14 protein-coding genes and 1 pseudogene are annotated in these 15,907 nt (G+C 72.9%); 4 read left to right on the forward strand and 11 right to left on the reverse strand.

Translation table 11 applies throughout. From position 1 onward, the window contains the following. Positions 1-29: 29 nt before the first annotated feature. Positions 30-1,913, forward strand: a complete 1,884-nt coding sequence (locus M6G08_RS01705; protein ID WP_272585410.1) for an anthranilate synthase family protein — start codon at positions 30-32, stop codon at positions 1,911-1,913. Here the strand turns inward: M6G08_RS01705 and M6G08_RS01710 are convergent. The 5 genes and pseudogenes from M6G08_RS01710 to M6G08_RS01730 form a co-directional block, all read right to left on the reverse strand. Next, the gene (locus tag M6G08_RS01710) at positions 1,865-2,860 is read right to left on the reverse strand and encodes a 2-hydroxyacid dehydrogenase (RefSeq protein ID WP_272591227.1); all 996 of its coding nucleotides are present in this window, start codon (positions 2,858-2,860) and stop codon (positions 1,865-1,867) included. The genes M6G08_RS01705 and M6G08_RS01710 overlap by 49 nt on opposite strands. A gap of 99 nt (positions 2,861-2,959) precedes the next feature. Continuing rightward, positions 2,960-4,016: pseudogene (locus M6G08_RS01715) on the reverse strand (6-phosphofructokinase); the annotation flags it as partial. 57 nt (positions 4,017-4,073) lie between these two features. Then, entirely contained in the window at positions 4,074-4,721 is a 648-nt protein-coding gene (locus tag M6G08_RS01720; RefSeq protein ID WP_272591228.1) for a response regulator, read from the reverse strand. Positions 4,722-4,743: 22 nt separating this feature from the next. Next, positions 4,744-5,985 (reverse strand): MacS family sensor histidine kinase, encoded by a 1,242-nt coding sequence (gene macS / locus M6G08_RS01725; protein ID WP_272585411.1) that lies wholly within the window; start codon positions 5,983-5,985, stop codon positions 4,744-4,746. Between the two features lie 63 nt (positions 5,986-6,048). Then, positions 6,049-6,834, reverse strand: coding sequence for a lysophospholipid acyltransferase family protein (locus M6G08_RS01730; protein WP_272591229.1), 786 nt, complete (start codon positions 6,832-6,834; stop codon positions 6,049-6,051). A gap of 193 nt (positions 6,835-7,027) precedes the next feature. Here M6G08_RS01730 and M6G08_RS01735 point away from each other — a divergent pair, with 193 nt between their 5' ends. Together M6G08_RS01735 and M6G08_RS01740 are read left to right on the forward strand one after the other, a co-directional pair. Then, positions 7,028-7,831 carry an alpha/beta hydrolase gene (locus M6G08_RS01735; protein ID WP_272585412.1) on the forward strand — a complete coding sequence of 268 codons (804 nt, stop codon included), beginning with the start codon at positions 7,028-7,030 and terminating at the stop codon, positions 7,829-7,831. After that, positions 7,824-8,483: a hypothetical protein gene (locus M6G08_RS01740; protein ID WP_272585413.1), complete on the forward strand. Its 660-nt coding sequence runs from the start codon at positions 7,824-7,826 to the stop codon at positions 8,481-8,483. The genes M6G08_RS01735 and M6G08_RS01740 overlap by 8 nt, the downstream gene beginning before the upstream one ends. Positions 8,484-8,497: 14 nt before the next feature. On the opposite strand, the gene M6G08_RS01745 is transcribed toward M6G08_RS01740, so the two are convergent. From M6G08_RS01745 to M6G08_RS01770, 6 genes are all read right to left on the reverse strand, one after another. Then, positions 8,498-9,250, reverse strand: a complete 753-nt coding sequence (locus tag M6G08_RS01745) for an endonuclease/exonuclease/phosphatase family protein (protein WP_272585414.1) — start codon at positions 9,248-9,250, stop codon at positions 8,498-8,500. Positions 9,251-9,401: 151 nt separating this feature from the next. Next, positions 9,402-10,355, reverse strand: coding sequence for an ROK family glucokinase (locus M6G08_RS01750; protein WP_007448618.1), 954 nt, complete (start codon positions 10,353-10,355; stop codon positions 9,402-9,404). 54 nt (positions 10,356-10,409) lie between these two features. Continuing rightward, the gene (locus M6G08_RS01755; protein ID WP_272585415.1) at positions 10,410-10,946 is read right to left on the reverse strand and encodes a DUF5304 domain-containing protein; all 537 of its coding nucleotides are present in this window, start codon (positions 10,944-10,946) and stop codon (positions 10,410-10,412) included. 56 nt (positions 10,947-11,002) lie between these two features. After that, the gene (locus tag M6G08_RS01760) at positions 11,003-12,178 is read right to left on the reverse strand and encodes an ArsA family ATPase (RefSeq protein WP_272585416.1); all 1,176 of its coding nucleotides are present in this window, start codon (positions 12,176-12,178) and stop codon (positions 11,003-11,005) included. A gap of 135 nt (positions 12,179-12,313) precedes the next feature. After that, positions 12,314-12,748: an SRPBCC family protein gene (locus M6G08_RS01765; RefSeq protein WP_272585417.1), complete on the reverse strand. Its 435-nt coding sequence runs from the start codon at positions 12,746-12,748 to the stop codon at positions 12,314-12,316. 139 nt (positions 12,749-12,887) lie between these two features. Further along, complete coding sequence (locus M6G08_RS01770; protein WP_272585418.1) at positions 12,888-13,643, reverse strand: metallophosphoesterase family protein; 756 nt, start codon at positions 13,641-13,643, stop codon at positions 12,888-12,890. Between the two features lie 364 nt (positions 13,644-14,007). Between M6G08_RS01770 and M6G08_RS01775 the strand changes: the two genes are divergently transcribed. Next, on the forward strand, positions 14,008-15,843 hold the full coding sequence (locus tag M6G08_RS01775; protein WP_272585419.1) for an AMP-dependent synthetase/ligase: 1,836 nt from the start codon (positions 14,008-14,010) through the stop codon (positions 15,841-15,843). The last annotated feature ends 64 nt before the right edge of the window (positions 15,844-15,907 follow it).

A 15,907-nucleotide genomic window follows, 5' to 3' on the forward strand; every position in this document is an offset into this window, starting at 1 on the left:
TTACCGACAACCGAGAAGGAACCGGACCCATGACACCGCTCGACGGCCTCCTGGCCGACTCCCGCCCGTTCGCCCTGCTGCGCCGCCGCACCCCGGGCCACGATCACGACACCGTGGAACTGCTGCTCGGCCCGGTGACCGAACACGACAGGCTGGCCGGCCTGCCCGGCGAGGGGCTGGCGCTCGTCCCTTTCCGGCAGATCCGCGAGCGCGGCTTCGACGTCCGCGACGACGGCACGCCGCTGCTGGTGCTGACCCCCGAGGAGCGGTACGACGTGCCGCTCGCCGACGTCCTCGCCGCCCTCCCCGCGCATGACGTCCGCGTCGAGGGCGGCGGCTTCGACGTCGCCGACGAGGAGTACGCCGAGATCGTCGGACGGGTGCTGGACGAGGAGATCGGGGCCGGCGAGGGCGCCAACTTCGTGATCCGGCGGACGTACGAGGGCGTGGTCCCCGGGTTCGGGCGGGCCGACGCGCTGGCGCTGTTCCGGCGGCTGCTGGAGGGCGAGCGGGGCGCGTACTGGACGTTCGTCGTGCACACCGGGGACCGGACGCTGGTCGGGGCCAGCCCCGAGGTGCACGTGCGGATGTCCGGCGGGACGGTGGTGATGAACCCGATCAGCGGGACGTACCGCTATCCCGCCGAGGGGCCGACCCCGGAGAACCTGCTGGGTTTCCTCGCCGACGGCAAGGAGATCGAGGAGCTGTCGATGGTGGTCGACGAGGAGCTCAAGATGATGTGCACCGTCGGCGACATGGGAGGCGTCGTCGTCGGGCCCCGGTTGAAGGAGATGGCGCACCTCGCGCACACCGAGTACGAGCTGCGCGGCAAGTCCTCGCTGGACGTGCGGGAAGTGCTGAAGGAGACCATGTTCGCGGCGACGGTCACCGGGTCGCCGGTGCAGAACGCCTGCCGGGTCATCGAGCGGCACGAGACCGGCGGGCGCGGCTACTACGCGGGCGCGCTGGCGCTGCTGGGGCGGGACGCCGGCGGTGCCCAGACCCTCGACTCCCCCATCCTGATCCGTACCGCCGACATCGATGCGGGCGGGCGGCTGCGGGTGCCGGTCGGCGCCACGCTGGTGCGGGGCTCGGACCCGGCGGGCGAGGTCGCCGAGACCCACGCCAAGGCGGCCGGGGTACTGGCGGCCCTCGGCGTACGTCCGTCCCGGCCGCGTACGGAGGCCGGGCGGCCGAAGCTGGCCGACGACCCCAGGGTGCGGGCGGCGCTGGACGGGCGGCGGGCCTCGCTGGCGCCGTTCTGGCTGCGGATGCAGGAGCCGTCCGGCGCGCTCACGGGCCATGCCCTGGTCGTGGACGGGGAGGACACCTTCACGGCGATGCTCGCGCACGTGCTGCGCTCGTCGGGGCTCGCGGTGAGCGTGCGCCGGTACGACGAGGAGGGGCTGCGCGAGGCGGTTCTCGGGCACGAGGGCCCGGTGGTGCTGGGCCCCGGTCCCGGTGATCCCTCCGACCCCGCCGACCCCAAGATGCGTTTCCTGCGCGCCCTGACCGCCGACGTGATCCGGGAGAACCGGCACGGCGTGCTCGGCGTCTGCCTCGGGCACGAGCTGATCGCGGCGGAGCTGGGTCTGGACGTCGTCCGCAAGGAGGTGCCGTACCAGGGGGCGCAGACGGAGATCGACCTCTTCGGGCGGCGCGAGACCGTCGGCTTCTACAACAGCTTCACGGCCTGCTGCGACGACGAGACGGCCCGGGAGCTGGCCGCGCACGGTGTCGAGGTGAGCCGCGCCGCGAACGGCGAGGTGCACGCGCTGCGCGGCGCGGGTTTCGCCGGGGTGCAGTTCCACCCCGAGTCCGTGCTGACGCTGAACGGTGCCGCGATCGTGCGCGAGCTGGTCGGTCAGTTGCGGGGCACGAGCACGTTCTCCGAGCGGCGGCCCTCCAGGTAGTCGAGGACGTTCTTCGCCGTGGCCTCGACGATCTGGCCGACGGCGTCCTCGGTGTAGTACGCCTGGTGCGAGGTGACCAGGACGTTCGGGAAGGTGACGAGGCGGGCCAGGGTGTCGTCGGCGATGGCCTCCAGGGACTTGTCGAGGAAGAACAGGCCCGCCTCCGCCTCGTACACGTCCAGGCCGACGCCGGTGAAGCGGCCCGCGCGCAGCTCCGTCACCAGCGCGGCGGTGTCGATCAGGCCGCCGCGGCTGGAGTTGACCAGGATCGCGTCGTCCCGCATCGACTTCAGGGCGGGCGCGTCGATCAGGTGCCGGGTCTCGGGCATCAGGGGGACGTGCAGGGTGACCAGGTCGGAGCGGGCGAGCAGCTCGTCCTTGGGGACGTAGCGCATGCCCAGTTCCATGCAGGCGGGGTTCTCGGCGACGTCCCAGCCCAGCAGCCGCATGCCGAAGCCGTGGGCGATGCGGGCGAAGGCCTCGCCGATCTTGCCGGTGCCGAGGACGCCGGCGGTGCGGCCGTGCATGTCCCGGCCCATCAGGCCGTCCAGGCGGAAGTCGAAGTCGCGGGTGCGGGTGGAGGCGCGCACGATCCGGCGGTTGACGGCCATGGCGAGGGTCCAGGCGAACTCGGCGACCGAGTACGGCGAGTAGTACGACACCCGGGCAACGGTCACGCCGAGCCGCTCGGCCGTGTCGAGGTCGATGTTGTTGAAGCCGGTGGAGCGCTGGGCCACCATCCGGGTGCCGCCGGCCGCGAGGATCTCCAGCACGGCCGCGCCGAGGTCGGCGTTGACGGACGTGGAGACGATCTCGTGGCCGGCCGCGATGGGCGCGGTGTCCTCGTTGAGGAAGACGTCCAGGCAGCGGATCTCGTCGTGGCCGTGGAAGGCCCGCTCGATCAGGGGCCGCTCGTCTGCCTGGACGCCGAAGGCCAGGATCTCCATGACCGCTCCCGTTCTGCCGCACTCGGGCTGTCGCCGCGCTCGGGGCCGTAGCCGGACCCCGGGCCGAATATACGGCGCGGGGCCCACGGCCGCCGGTCGGCCGAAGAAGACCCCGGCCTCCTCGTACCGCGCCGGGTCGACCGTCCTCAGCCGGGCCGTGGCGTCGGCGATCGGGACGCGGACGATGTCAGTGCCGCGCAGGGCGACCATCTTGCCGAAGTCGCCGTCACGGACGCAGTCGATGGCGTGCAGCCCGGTGGGGTCCCCCACGCCGTTCAGGCCAGTGGGGGAGGGTGGCGAGCCAGCGGTCGAAGGCGCTGGGGGTGCCGCCGCGCTGGACGTGGCCGAGGACCGTCGTCCGCGCCTCGTTGCCGGTGTGCTTCTCGATCTCCTTCGCCAGCCGCTCCCCCACGCCGGACAGCCGGACGTGCCCGTAGGAGTCCAGCGTCTGGTCCTCGAGCACCATGTCGCCGTCCTTCGGCATCGCCCCTCGGCGACGACCACGATCGGCGCGTACGACGCCCGGAACCGGAAGGTCACCCAGGCGCACACCTGCTCGGTGTCGAAGCGCTGCTCGGGGATGAGGATGACGTTGGCGCCGCCGGCCAGTCCCGAGTGCAGCGCGATCCAGCCGGCGTGCCGGCCCATGGCCTCCACGAGCAGCACCCGCATGTGGGACTCGGCGGTGGTGTGCAGCCGGTCGATGGCCTCGGTGGCGATGTCGACGGCGGTGTCGAAGCCGAAGGTGTAGTCGGTGGCGGACAGGTCGTTGTCGATGGTCTTGGGGACGCCGACGAAGGGGCACGCCGTACTCGTCGGCGAGGCGGGTGGCGACGCCGAGGGTGTCCTCGCCGCCGATCGTGACGAGGGCCTCGACGCCGAGCTTCGCGAGGTTCTCCTTGATGCGCCGGATGCCGTGCTCGTGCCGGAGCGGGTTGGTGCGCGAGGAGCCGAGGACGGTGCCGCCGAGGGGCAGGATGCCGCGGACGGCCGGGATGTCGAGCGGGACGGTGTCGCCCTCCAGCGGACCGCGCCAGCCGTCCCGGAAACCGACGAATCCGTAGCCGTACTCCTGTACGCCCTTGCGGACGACGGCCCGGATGACGGCGTTGAGCCCGGGGCAGTCACCGCCTCCGGTCAGTACTCCGACCTTCATCGCGAACTCCCTTGCCACAGCGGGTGGTTCTGGCCACCGCCACTGTCCTGCGCGGGGTCACGCGTCGTCCAAGCCCCGTTCTATCGCGTACCGCACCAGTTCCACCCTGTTGTGCAGCTGGAGCTTGCCGAGGGTGTTCTGGACGTGGTTCTGCACGGTGCGGTGGGAGATGACGAGGCGTTCGGCGATCTGCTTGTAGCTCAGACCCTTGGCGACCAGGCGCAGCACCTCGGTCTCGCGGTCGGTGAGCCGGGGCGCCCCGGGGTCGCCGGTCTCCGCCGCGGGCGCCGGCTCGGAGGCGAGGCGGCGGTACTCGCCGAGGACCAGTCCGGCCAGCCCGGGAGTGAACACCGGGTCGCCCGCGGCCGTGCGGCGCACCGCGTCCCGCAACTCCTCCGTCGAGGCCGACTTCAGCAGGTAGCCGGTCGCGCCGGACTTCACCGCCTCCAGGACGTCGGCGTGCTCGCCGCTCGCGGAGAGCACGAGGACGCGCACCTTGGGATCGGCGCCGACGACCTCCTTGCAGACCTGGACGCCGGGCTTGCCGGGGAGATTGAGGTCGAGGACGAGGACGGCGGGGGCGGCGGCGCGGGCGCGGCGCACGGCCTGGTCGCCGTCGCCGGCGGTGGCGACCACGTCGAAGCCGGATTCGGCGAGGTCCCGGGCGACGGCGTCGCGCCACATGGGGTGGTCGTCGACCACCATGACCTTGATCGGGTCCTGTCGTTCACTCACGGTCGGCCGCCTTCCCCCGTGCGGCGGTGCCGCCGGTTTCCTTCGGTGTCCTCAGTTCGACCTCGGTGCCCTGCCCGGGCACCGAGATCAGTTCGGCCGTGCCGCCGAGGTCGCGCAGCCGGCCCCGGATCGACAGGGCCACGCCGAGGCGTCCCTCGCCCTCGGCCTCGGCGAGCCGTCCCTCGGGGATGCCGGGGCCCTCGTCGCGGACGGTGACGATGACCTCTCCGGGCTCGTCCTCCACGAGGATCCACGCTCGGGCGTCGGCTCCGACGTGCTTGCGCACGTTGTCCAGGGCGGCCCCCACCGCGGCCGCCAGCTCCCGGGCCGCGGGCGGCGCCAGCAGCACCGGGGCGCCCGGCTCGGCGAGGTGCACCAGGGAGCCGGCGTACGGGGCGAGCAGGGCGCGCAGGTCGACGGGGCCGTCGGTGTCCGTCCCGTCCGGTTCGTCCACCGCGCGGACGAGCGCTCCCTGGGCGGCGTCCTCCGACACGCGGGAGACGGGCACCAGGCCGCCGGAGACCAGGGTGCGCAGGGCGATCTCCTGCTCGCCGGCCAGCCGGCCCAGCTCGGCCGCCTCGCCGCCGATCACGGCGCCGCGCCGCTGCACCATGGCGAGCACCTGGAGCACGCTGTCGTGGATGTCCCGGGCGAGCCGCTCCCGTTCCCTGGTCGCCGCCTCGATCTCCAGGGCGCGGGCGAGGGTGCGCTCGGAGGCGCGGGCGACCTCGACGACGTAGCCGATGGCGATGGAGGCGACCCAGACCAGGATGACGTTGTGGACGGTGTCGCGGGCCGGGGAGCCGCGTTCGATCAGGTTGGCGACGGCGACGAGGGTGGAGGCGACGGCCGCCCAGCGCCAGCCGCCCTTGATGGCGAAGGCCAGGACGGAACCGGCGGTCCATATCGACGGCAGGGTCGGGCCGCCGTCCGCGACCCGTTCGGGCGCGTCGGCGAGCGGGGTGATCAGGATGCCGGTGAGCGCGATGGTGAGGTCGGCGGTGAGGAAGCGCTTGGTGCAGCTCGCCGCGCCGGAGACCTTGGGCAGGGTGGCCAGGGTCCAGACGAAGAGGACGGCGTAGTAGGCGACGGCCAGCCAGGGGCGGACGAAGCCGGAGTACGCGGTGGTGAAGAAGCCGATCGCGTACAGCATGGTGAGCACGCGGTAGCCGGCGAGCGCGCGCCACAGCGGCTGCTCGACCGACATCCTCATGACTCTCTCGCGCCTGGCCATGTCCCCCCGTCCCCGGCCCGTACGTCCCGCCCTTCGGACCGCCCTCGCCGGCCGGTCCGGCCGTTACCGGTCTTCGGTCCGGTCCTGCTCGGCCGCCGCCTTCTCCTTGGCGGCCTGTTCCTTCTCCGCCTGGGCGAGCGCGGCCTTCGCCGCCTTGCCCGCCTCCTTCTCGGCCTTCGCCGCCTCCGCGATCTGCCGCTTCATGGCGGTCGCGTACATGTCGACGTACTCCTGGCCGGAGAGCTTCATGATCTCGTACATGACCTCGTCGGTCACCGCGCGGAGCACGAAGCGGTCGTGCTCCATGCCCTGGTAGCGGGTGAAGTCGAGAGGCTCGCCGATGCGGATGCCGGGCCGCATCAGCTTCGGCACCACCTTGCCGGGCGGCTGGATCTTCTCGGTGTCGATCATGGCGACCGGGATGACGGGCGCGCCGGTGGCGAGCGCCACGCGCGCGAGACCGCCGGGCTTGCCGCGGTAGAGCCGGCCGTCCGGGGAGCGGGTGCCCTCCGGATAGATGCCGAACAGCTCGCCGCGCTCCAGGACCTCTATGCCGCTCTTGATGGCCGCCTCGCCCGCGCCGCGCGCGCCGGAGCGGTCCACCGGGAGCTGGCCGACGCCCTTGAAGAAGGCCGCGGTGAGCCGCCCCTTCACCCCCGGCGTGTTGAAGTACTCGGCCTTGGCGATGAAGGTCACCTTGCGGTCGAGGACGGCCGGCAGGAAGAACGAGTCGGAGAACGACAGGTGGTTGCTCGCCAGGATGGCGGGGCCGTCGGCCGGAATGTGCTCCAGGCCTTCCACCCAGGGCCGGAAGGCGAGCTTCAGCGAACCCCCGACGGTGACCTTCATCGTGCCGTACAACAACCGAGTGCCCTCCTGTGTCTGTGCTGAGACCTTAACCCGGGGCACCGTCAATGGCCCCGACGGCCCTGGTCGGTGTCAGTGCGGTCGCGTACGGTGAAGTACCCGCGAGTACCGCACACGCGTCCATCGCATACGACGGTCCGGCTGTGCCGGCCCCCTGACGACAGGAGACCGAGACGTGCCGGTCCTGCCCGGAGCCGAGCCGTTCCGCCATGAGGGCGGGGAGGTCGGCGTCCTCCTCTGTCACGGCTTCACCGGTTCCCCGCAGTCCCTGCGCCCCTGGGCCCGCCACCTCGCCGAGCACGGTCTGACCGTCGCGCTGCCGCTGCTGCCCGGGCACGGCACCCGCTGGCAGGACATGCAGGTCACCGGCTGGCAGGACTGGTACGCGGAGGTCGACCGCGAGCTGCGTGCCCTGCGGGAGCGCTGCGCGCGCGTCTTCGTGGCCGGCCTGTCCATGGGCGGCGCGCTGGCCCTGCGGCTCGCCGCCAGGCACGGGGACGCGGTGTCGGGCGTCATGGTCGTCAACCCGGCGAACCGGATGCACGGCGTGGCCCAGCACGCCCTGCCGGTCCTGCGCCACCTGGTGCCCGCGACGAAGGGCATCGCCAGCGACATCGCCAAGCCGCTCAGCACCGAGCTGGGGTACGACAGGGTGCCGCTGCACGCGGCGCACTCGCTGCGCGCGTTCTTCCGGCTGGCCGACCGGGACCTGCCGCAGGTGACGCAGCCGCTGCTGCTGCTGCGCAGTAGGCAGGACCACGTGGTGCCGCCGGCCGACTCGGCCCGCATCCTCGGCCGGGTCTCGTCGACGGACGTGACCGAGGTCCTGCTGGAACAGAGCTACCACGTGGCGACGTTGGACCACGACGCGGACCGGATCTTCGCTCGGAGCGTCGCGTTCATCGGCCGGCTCGCGCCCGGTTCCGTCGGGGAGCCGGAGTCCGGTCTCGGCAAGGAAGGGACGACCACAGGTGGCTGAGCACGAGTCCGGACGCGCGGACCGCGAGGAGCACGGCGAGCGCGAGGACCGGGACCTGGAGCGGACGCCGGGGCACGAGGAGCAGCGTGAGCGCGCGGCCGAGCGCACTCCCGCGGACGCGGCCGTCCCCCTGGACGAGGACGCCGCCTGGGCCGAGATCGTCGCCGGGTACGGGGACGAGCCGCCGGACCCGCCGGGCGCGAAGCCGTTCAAGTCGGTGGAGGACCTGGCGCTGCTGGAGGCCGAGACCAACGACGACCGGCCCGAGGCCGACCGGACCACGCCGGACCAGCCCGCCTCGGCCCGGCCGCTGGGCAGCTCCGTCGCCTTCGCCCCCGGGGTGGCCGGCCCGCGCGACCACAGCCTGGCCGAGCCCTCGGAGGACGATCTCGGCGAGGACGACGAGGGCCACTTCGTACCGCCGGAGCCGCCGCCGCTGCCCGAGGGCGACACCACCGCGAAGTTCGCCTGGCTGGGTGTGCTCGGCGGGCCGGTGCTGCTCCTGCTGGCGGTGGTGCTGGGGTGGGAGATGACCTGGTGGCTGACGACGGTGAGCGTCGGCGGCTTCCTCGGCGGCTTCGCCACGCTGGTGGCGCGGATGCGCACGGGGGACGAGGACGACGACGATCCGGGGCGGGGCGCGGTGGTCTGACTGCCGCCGTCCGGTCAGACCTCGGACGCCGGTACGCGGAGGGCGGTCAGGACCGGGAGGTGGTCCGTGGCCGCCCTCAGGTCGTGCTCGGCGACCCCGGGCAGGCCCAGCGGCACCCCGCAGCCCAGCACCTCGACGCCCTCCGTGACGAAGACCGCGTCGATGCGCCGGTCGGGGCCGGTGGCGGGGAAGGTGTACTCGCCGCCCCGGGGCGCGGCCGTCCAGCAGTCCCGCAGCCCGTCGCCGAGCCGTCGGAAGGTGCGGCCGCCCGGGCGCTCGTTCAGGTCGCCGCCCGCCACGGCGTGGGTCACGCCCATGCCGGCCAGTTGATCGAGGAGCAGGCCGGCCTGCTCGTCCCGCTCTTCCGCCTCCAGGGAGAGGTGGCAGCTCAGGACGCCGAGGCGGGCCCCGCCGATCCGGACGACGGCGGTGGCGAGGCCGCGGCGGTGCCGGCCGGGGGTGAGCGGGAGCAGCACGTCCTCGGTGCGCTCGACGGTGGCGCGCAGGGAGCACAGCAGCGCGGGGCCGGCGGCGGGGGCGCCGCCGGAGAGGTGTACGAGGTCCGCGGCGCGGGCGAGGCGGGTGAGCTTCTTGCGCCAGCGGAAGAAGCGGGGGGCTTCCTGGAGGAGGACGAGGTCGGGGCCGCAGGCGGCGATGACGCGGGCGAGGGCGTCGGTGTCGTCGCGCATCGAGCGGATGTTGTAGCTGAGGACCCGGATGACGGCGGAACCGTCGGGTTCCGTGCGGGAGTTGGGGAGCGGCTCCATGTGGATCAATGTACGCCCAAGAGCTCGGGGCGCGGGGAGCCTGGGCGACTGCCGGTTGTGCGTGGCTTGTCGCGCCCGCGGGGCGGAGCCCCAGATGGACTCCGCCCCGCGCCCCTGAGGTCGACGCAGTCCCCGGTGAGGGAAGTGATCGTCACATGATCGGGTCGGGCTCCCGGGCCAGGTCCGCGGCGCCGACCAGACCGGCCTTGTTGCCGAGCTGGGCGGCGATGACGTCGGCGACCGGGCGCCAGTTGCCGCCGACCAGCCACCGCTTGTAGGACTTGCGGATCGGGTCGAGGACCAGGTCGCCCTCGTCGGAGAGGCCGCCGCCGACGATGAAGGCGGACGGGTCGAAGAGCGAGGCCAGGTCGGCGAGTCCGGCGCCGGCCCAGCGGGCCAGCTCGCGGTAGGAGTCGACGGCGACCGGGCAGCCCTGGCGGGCGGCGACGGAGATGTGCTTGCCCTCGATGCCGTCCGGCGTACCGTCGCCGAGCGCGAGCAGCACCTCGGCACGCTCCGGGGTGGCGTTGGCGCGCTGCTTGGCGTACCTCACCAGCGCCCGGCCCGACGCGTACTGCTCCCAGCAGCCCTGCGAGCCGCAGCCGCACAGCAGGCCGTCCGGCACCATGCGGATGTGGCCGAACTCGGCGGCCACGCCGAAGTGGCCGCGGCGCAGCTTGTTGCCGATGATGATGCCGCCGCCGAGGCCGGTGCCCAGGGTGATGCAGATGACGTTGCGGTGGCCCTTGCCGCCGCCGAACTTGTACTCGCCCCAGGCCGCGGCGTTGGCGTCGTTCTCCACGACGACCGGGAGGCCGACGCGGGCCTCGACCTTCTCCTTGAGCGGCTCCTGGCGCCAGTCGATGTTGGGCGCGAAGTAGACCGTGGAGCGCTGGCGGTTGACGTATCCGGCGGCTCCGATGCCCACGCCGACGATCTCGTGCCCCACGCGCGCGCCCTCCACCGCCGAGGCGATGGCGTCCACGATGGCCTCGGGCGTGGTGGGGGTCGGCACCTTGTGGGTCGAGAGGATGTTGCCTTCCTCGTCGACCACGCCGGCCGCGATCTTCGTGCCGCCGATGTCGACGCCGATGGTGAGTCCCATGAATCCCTCAGTTCGGTCGAGCCCCGCTATGGCCAACCGTACCCGAGGCAGGGCTCAGTCCAGGTCGATGCGCTGTCCCGGGCCGGTGCCCTCGTCGCCGTCGTCCCGACCGTCGTCGCCGTGTCCGTCCTGGTCGCGGGGGTCGCTCGGGTCCTTGGACGCGGTGTCCCGGGCGGTCCAGCGGCGCTCCTGGTTCTGGACGGCGGAGCGGTAGGCGGCGAGGAGTTCACCGCCGGCGGCCGCGAGGTGGTCGAAGACGTCCGGGTTGCGCTCGATGACCGGTTCGACGGCGGCTTTCGCCTGCTGGACGACCTGCCGGACCACCTGCTGGGCGGCGGGGCCGGCGACCTGGCCGAGCAGAGGGTTCTGGAGGCCGGACAGCTTGTCCGCGACGGTGTCGACGAGCCGGCGCAGTTCCTCGGCGGCCGAGCCGGGGGGCGGGCCGTACTCGGCGCGGCGGCGCGCCTTCTCCGCCTCCAGGTCCTCGGCGCACGCCGTCGCCCAGGCGTCGGCGTCGGTGGCCCGCACCTCGTCGACCGCGTCGGCCTCGTCGGGGCGGGCGGCCTCGGACGGGGGGAGCTCTTCGCTCATGACGGACTCCTGACTACGGTTCGTCCTTACGACGTTACCCGAACGGACGCGGCGGATCAGCGTCCCTGCGGCCACAGCCGCGGGTCCGGCGCGAACCGTACGGCGAGGGTGCCCTCCCGCAGGGCGGCGCCGTCGACGGTGCAGCGGCGCAGCGCCGACGGCAGCGGGACGATCCGGCGGAACGGTCCGGCGGTGACGACCAGTTCGTCGCCGCGGCGGACCAGGTCGAGTTCATCGCGTACGGCGCCGGGCAGCGGGATGTGCCAGACGAGGAAGCCGTCGTCGGCCAGCCGGTCGGTGACGGGCCACTCGACCGGGGCGGCGTCCGCGTTGACGGCGGGGGCGTCGAGTGCGGCGAGGTCGTCCGTGCCGCGCGGGTCGCGTCCCAGGTGGGCGACGGTGCGGAGGTCGTACTCGTCCTGCCACTCCGCGAGCGTCTTGCGCTGCTGGGCGAGGGGACCGGCGAGCCAGCTGCCGGCCGGCGCCTCCTCCTCGGGCAGGGCCCGGTTGGCGACCAGCAGGTCGGGGCGCAGGCCGCGCAGGGCGAGGCCGAGGGCGGCGGTGCGGACGGCGTCGGCACCGGCGGGGCCGGGCTCGGCGACCAGTCGTACGACGGTGCTCCGGTCGGCGACGACGGCGTCGGCGGCGGCGAGTTCCAGGTCCCAGCGGGCGGCGGCCTCGTACAGCGCCTCGGCGGGCATGGGCACGCCGGCCAGCCGGCCGAGGACGGGGCGCAGGGCGCGGGCGGCCTGCCGCTCGGGCGGGAGCAGGCGGCGCAGGTAGCGGCGCAGTTCCTCGGGGAGGGCGAGCAGGGCGAGGGCGCGCGGGGCGGGCGGGAGGTCGACGACGAGGAGGTCGTGGGCCTCGGCGAGGGCGGCGTCGCGCAGGGCGCGCAGCAGGGCGAGTTCCTCGGCGCCGGGCAGGGGCGTCAGCTCTTCGGGGTCGAGGCGGGACGCGCCCAGCAGGTCGAGGGCGGAGGCGGCGCGCTCCTGGAGGGCGGCGAGGTCGTCGCGGAAGCCCTGGGCGGGGTCGGGTCGGCGGACGGTGAGGCCGGGTTCGACGGTGACCGGTTCCGGGCCGGTGCGCACCCCGAGCGCGGCGCCGAGGGTGTCGTCGCGGTCGGCGCCGAGGAGGAGCGTGCGGGTGCCCTGGCGGGCGGCGGCGAGCGCGGTGGCGGCGGCGACGGTGGTACGGCCACTGCCGCCGGGGCCGGTGATCAGGATGGTGCGCATGGGGGTGAACGGTACCGGGGCCGGCGGCGCTGCGGGGCTGGCGGCGTCTTGGGCATCGCACGGCGTTGCGCGGCCCGGCGCTACGGGGTGCCTCCCAGGCCGTTCAGGCACTGGGGGAGGCACGACTGCCCGCGGCTACACAGACTCCACGCGCTTCTTCAGGCCCGCCAGGGCCCGGTCGATGATGACCTTCTCCGCCTTGCGCTTGATCATGCCGAGCATCGGGATCTTGACGTCGACCGTGAGGCGGTAGGTGACCTCCGTGCCCGTGCCCGCCGGCTTGAGCAGGTAGGAGCCGTCGAGGGAGCGCAGCATCTGGGACTTGACCAGGGTCCAGGAGACCTCGTGCTCACCGGTCCAGGTGTAGGCGAGGGTCTGGTCGTCCTTGATCGCGCCGGCGTCCATGACGAGCCGGACCTGTTCGGCACGCCCCTGCGCGTCCGAGGCGAGCACCTCGGCCTCCTTCACCTCTCCGGTCCAGTCCGGGTAGCGGGCGAAGTCGGCGATCACCGACATGACGTCGGCCGGTGCCGCCTCGATGGTGATGCTCGAGCTGGTGTGTTCCGCCATCGCCGTGGCTCCTGTCGGATGCGGGCCGCTACTGAGGTCGTCGTGCGCCCGTGGCGCGCACGTGTGTGCCGCGTGAAGGCTATCGCGCACGGACGGCGCGGTTGTCACCACCTGCCCGCGCACCGCTGGTCACGGACCCTCACCACTCCAGCGCCCACGGCCTCCCCGTCGAGGCGAAGTGCCCCACGTTCACGCACTCGGTCGCCCCGATCCGCATCCGCCGCACCAGCGGCTGGTGCACGTGCCCGAAAAGGGCGTACCGGGGCCGGGTGCGCCGGATCGCGTCCAGCAGCGCGCGGCTGCCGCGCTCGAAGCGCCGCGCCACCGTGTCGTAGACCAGTTCCGGGACCTCCGGCGGGATGTGGGTGCACAGCACGTCCACCTCGCCGACCGCCTCTATCTTGGCGGCGTACTCCTCGTCGCCGATCTCGTACGGCGTCCGCATCGGGGTGCGCAGTCCGCCGCCGACGAAGCCGAAGACCCGGCCGCCGATCTCGACCCGCTCCCCGTCGAGCACGGTGGTGCCGGGCCCGGCGTACTCGGGCCACAGGGCCGGCATGTCGACGTTGCCGTAGGTGGCGTACGTCGGTGTGGGGAACGCGGCGAACATCTCGGCGTACTGCCGGCGCACCGCCCCCTCGATCAGCGCCGCCCGGTCCCCGCCGACGCCGGCCCACAGCCGCGCCCCGAGCTCCCGTGCCTCGGCGAAGCGGCGGGCGGTGCGCAGCTCGACGATGCGGTCGGCGTTCGCGACGCCGAACAGGTCGGGGAAGATGCCGCGCGAGTGGTCGGCGTAGTCCAGGAAGAGGACGAGGTCGCCGAGGCAGACCAGGGCGTCGGCGCCCTCGCCGGCCGTGGCCAGGTCGCGGGCGTTGCCGTGGACGTCGCTGACCACGTGGACGCGTGTCCTCGTGTTACCGGGCGGTGAGGGTGCCATGACGATCAAGCGTAAGCAGCGCGTGCCTCTTGTGAACAGTGGCGGTCGGACCTGCGGTTACTGGCTGGTCGGTCGGTATGTCGACTACTGTGCGCGAAGGAAACCCCATCCGTGTGACGCAGCGAACATCTCGCGGGGACCCCCTGTCGGAGAGGCCATACCGGCGGGTAACGTCCGGGCAGTCCAGTCGTGCTCTGGATTTCAACATGTGAATTCCGCAAGGAATCCCGCATGAGTTGTCCCGAGCGCTTGCCCGAGCCTTGGACCGCACCGTCGCATCACACAGTGTCGTGGCGCCGGCGCCCTATGAGGAGCAGCAGTCTTGCGCGAGTTCAGCCTTCCGGCTTTGTACGAGGTCCCTTCGGACGGAAACCTGACCGACATCGTCCGTCGAAACGCCGCGCAGCACCCGGACGTCGCCGTCATCTCCCGCAAGGTGAGCGAAGCGAAATGGGGGTCCCCCCGGACGGAGTCCGGGGGAGGCGCCTGGCAGGACGTGACCGCCCGCGACTTCCTCGCCGAGGTGCAGTCCGCCGCCAAGGGCCTCATCGCCTCCGGCGTGCAGCCGGGCGACCGGGTCGGGCTGATGTCCCGTACGCGCTACGAGTGGACGCTGCTGGACTTCGCGATCTGGAGCGCGGGCGCGATCACCGTGCCGGTGTACGAGACCAGCTCGCCCGAGCAGGTGCAGTGGATCCTCAGCGACTCGGGCGCCACCGCGTGCGTCGTGGAGTCCGCCGGGCACGCCGCCTCCGTCGAGTCGGTGCGCGAGCGGCTGCCCGCCCTCAAGAACGTCTGGCAGATCGACGCCGGCGCCGTGGAGGAGCTGGGGCGCCTGGGCCAGGACGTCACGGACCAGGCCGTCGAGGAGCGGGGCTCGATCGCCAAGGCCGACGACCCGGCGACCATCGTCTACACCTCCGGCACCACCGGCCGTCCCAAGGGCTGCGTGCTCAGCCACCGCAGCTTCTTCGCCGAGTGCGGGAACGTGGTGGAGCGGCTGCGTCCGCTCTTCCGCACCGGTGAGTGCTCGGTCCTGCTCTTCCTCCCGCTCGCCCACGTCTTCGGCCGCCTCGTCCAGGTCGCGCCGATGATCGCGCCGATCAAGCTGGGCTGCGTCCCGGACATCAAGAACCTCACCGACGAACTGGCCGCCTTCCGCCCGACCCTGATCCTCGGTGTGCCGCGCGTCTTCGAGAAGGTGTACAACTCGGCGCGCGCCAAGGCGCAGGCCGACGGCAAGGGCAAGATCTTCGACAAGGCCGCGGACACGGCGATCGCGTACAGCAAGGCGCTGGACACGCCGTCCGGTCCGTCCCTCGGGCTGAGGATCAAGCACAAGGTCTTCGACAAGCTCGTCTACGGCAAGCTCCGCACGGTCCTCGGCGGGCGCGGCGAGTACGCCATCTCCGGCGGCGCCCCGCTCGGCGAGCGGCTCGGTCACTTCTTCCGCGGCATCGGCTTCACGGTGCTGGAGGGCTACGGTCTGACCGAGTCCTGCGCGGCCACCGCCTTCAACCCCTGGGACCGGCAGAAGATCGGCACGGTCGGCCAGCCGCTGCCGGGCTCCGTGGTGCGCATCGCGGACGACGGGGAGGTGCTGCTGCACGGCGAGCACCTGTTCAAGGAGTACTGGAACAACCCGTCCGCCACCGCCGAGGCGCTGGCGGACGGCTGGTTCCACACCGGCGACATCGGCACCCTCGACGAGGACGGCTATCTGCGGATCACCGGCCGCAAGAAGGAGATCATCGTCACCGCGGGCGGCAAGAACGTCGCCCCGGCCGTGATCGAGGACCGCATCCGCGCGCACGCGCTGGTCGCGGAGTGCATGGTCGTCGGCGACGGGCGGCCGTTCGTGGGCGCGCTGGTCACCATCGACGAGGAGTTCCTCGGGCGGTGGTGCGCGGACCACGGGAAGCCGGCCGGCTCGACCGCGGTGTCGCTGCGCGAGGACCCGGATCTGCTCGCGGCGATCCAGGACGCGATCGACGACGGGAACTCGGCGGTGTCCAAGGCGGAGTCGGTGCGGAAGTTCCGGGTGCTGTCGGCTCAGTTCACCGAGGAGTCGGGGCACTTGACGCCTTCGCTGAAGCTGAAGCGGAGTGTTGTGGCGAAGGACTACGCGGACGAGATCGAGGCGATTTACGCCAAGTAGGGGCGCCTTCTGGGTGCCGGGTGCGGTTCGTCGGCGGCTTCCCGTCCGTTGTGGCTGGTCGCGC

The organism is Streptomyces sp. M92 (genome assembly GCF_028473745.1).
GTDB lineage: Bacteria > Actinomycetota > Actinomycetes > Streptomycetales > Streptomycetaceae > Streptomyces.

What these genes read in the sequence shown, in the direction of transcription:
- M6G08_RS01705 (WP_272585410.1), top strand. Translation starts at nt 30, where the DNA reads ATGACACCGCTCGACGGCCTCCTGGCCGACTCCCGCCCGTTCGCCCTG.
- M6G08_RS01710 (WP_272591227.1), bottom strand. Translation starts at nt 2,860, where the DNA reads ATGGAGATCCTGGCCTTCGGCGTCCAGGCAGACGAGCGGCCCCTGATC.
- M6G08_RS01720 (WP_272591228.1), bottom strand. Translation starts at nt 4,721, where the DNA reads ATGGTGGTCGACGACCACCCCATGTGGCGCGACGCCGTCGCCCGGGAC.
- macS (WP_272585411.1), bottom strand. Translation starts at nt 5,985, where the DNA reads ATGGCCAGGCGCGAGAGAGTCATGAGGATGTCGGTCGAGCAGCCGCTG.
- M6G08_RS01730 (WP_272591229.1), bottom strand. Translation starts at nt 6,834, where the DNA reads ATGAAGGTCACCGTCGGGGGTTCGCTGAAGCTCGCCTTCCGGCCCTGG.
- M6G08_RS01745 (WP_272585414.1), bottom strand. Translation starts at nt 9,250, where the DNA reads ATGGAGCCGCTCCCCAACTCCCGCACGGAACCCGACGGTTCCGCCGTC.
- M6G08_RS01750 (WP_007448618.1), bottom strand. Translation starts at nt 10,355, where the DNA reads ATGGGACTCACCATCGGCGTCGACATCGGCGGCACGAAGATCGCGGCC.
- M6G08_RS01755 (WP_272585415.1), bottom strand. Translation starts at nt 10,946, where the DNA reads ATGAGCGAAGAGCTCCCCCCGTCCGAGGCCGCCCGCCCCGACGAGGCC.
- M6G08_RS01760 (WP_272585416.1), bottom strand. Translation starts at nt 12,178, where the DNA reads ATGCGCACCATCCTGATCACCGGCCCCGGCGGCAGTGGCCGTACCACC.
- M6G08_RS01765 (WP_272585417.1), bottom strand. Translation starts at nt 12,748, where the DNA reads ATGGCGGAACACACCAGCTCGAGCATCACCATCGAGGCGGCACCGGCC.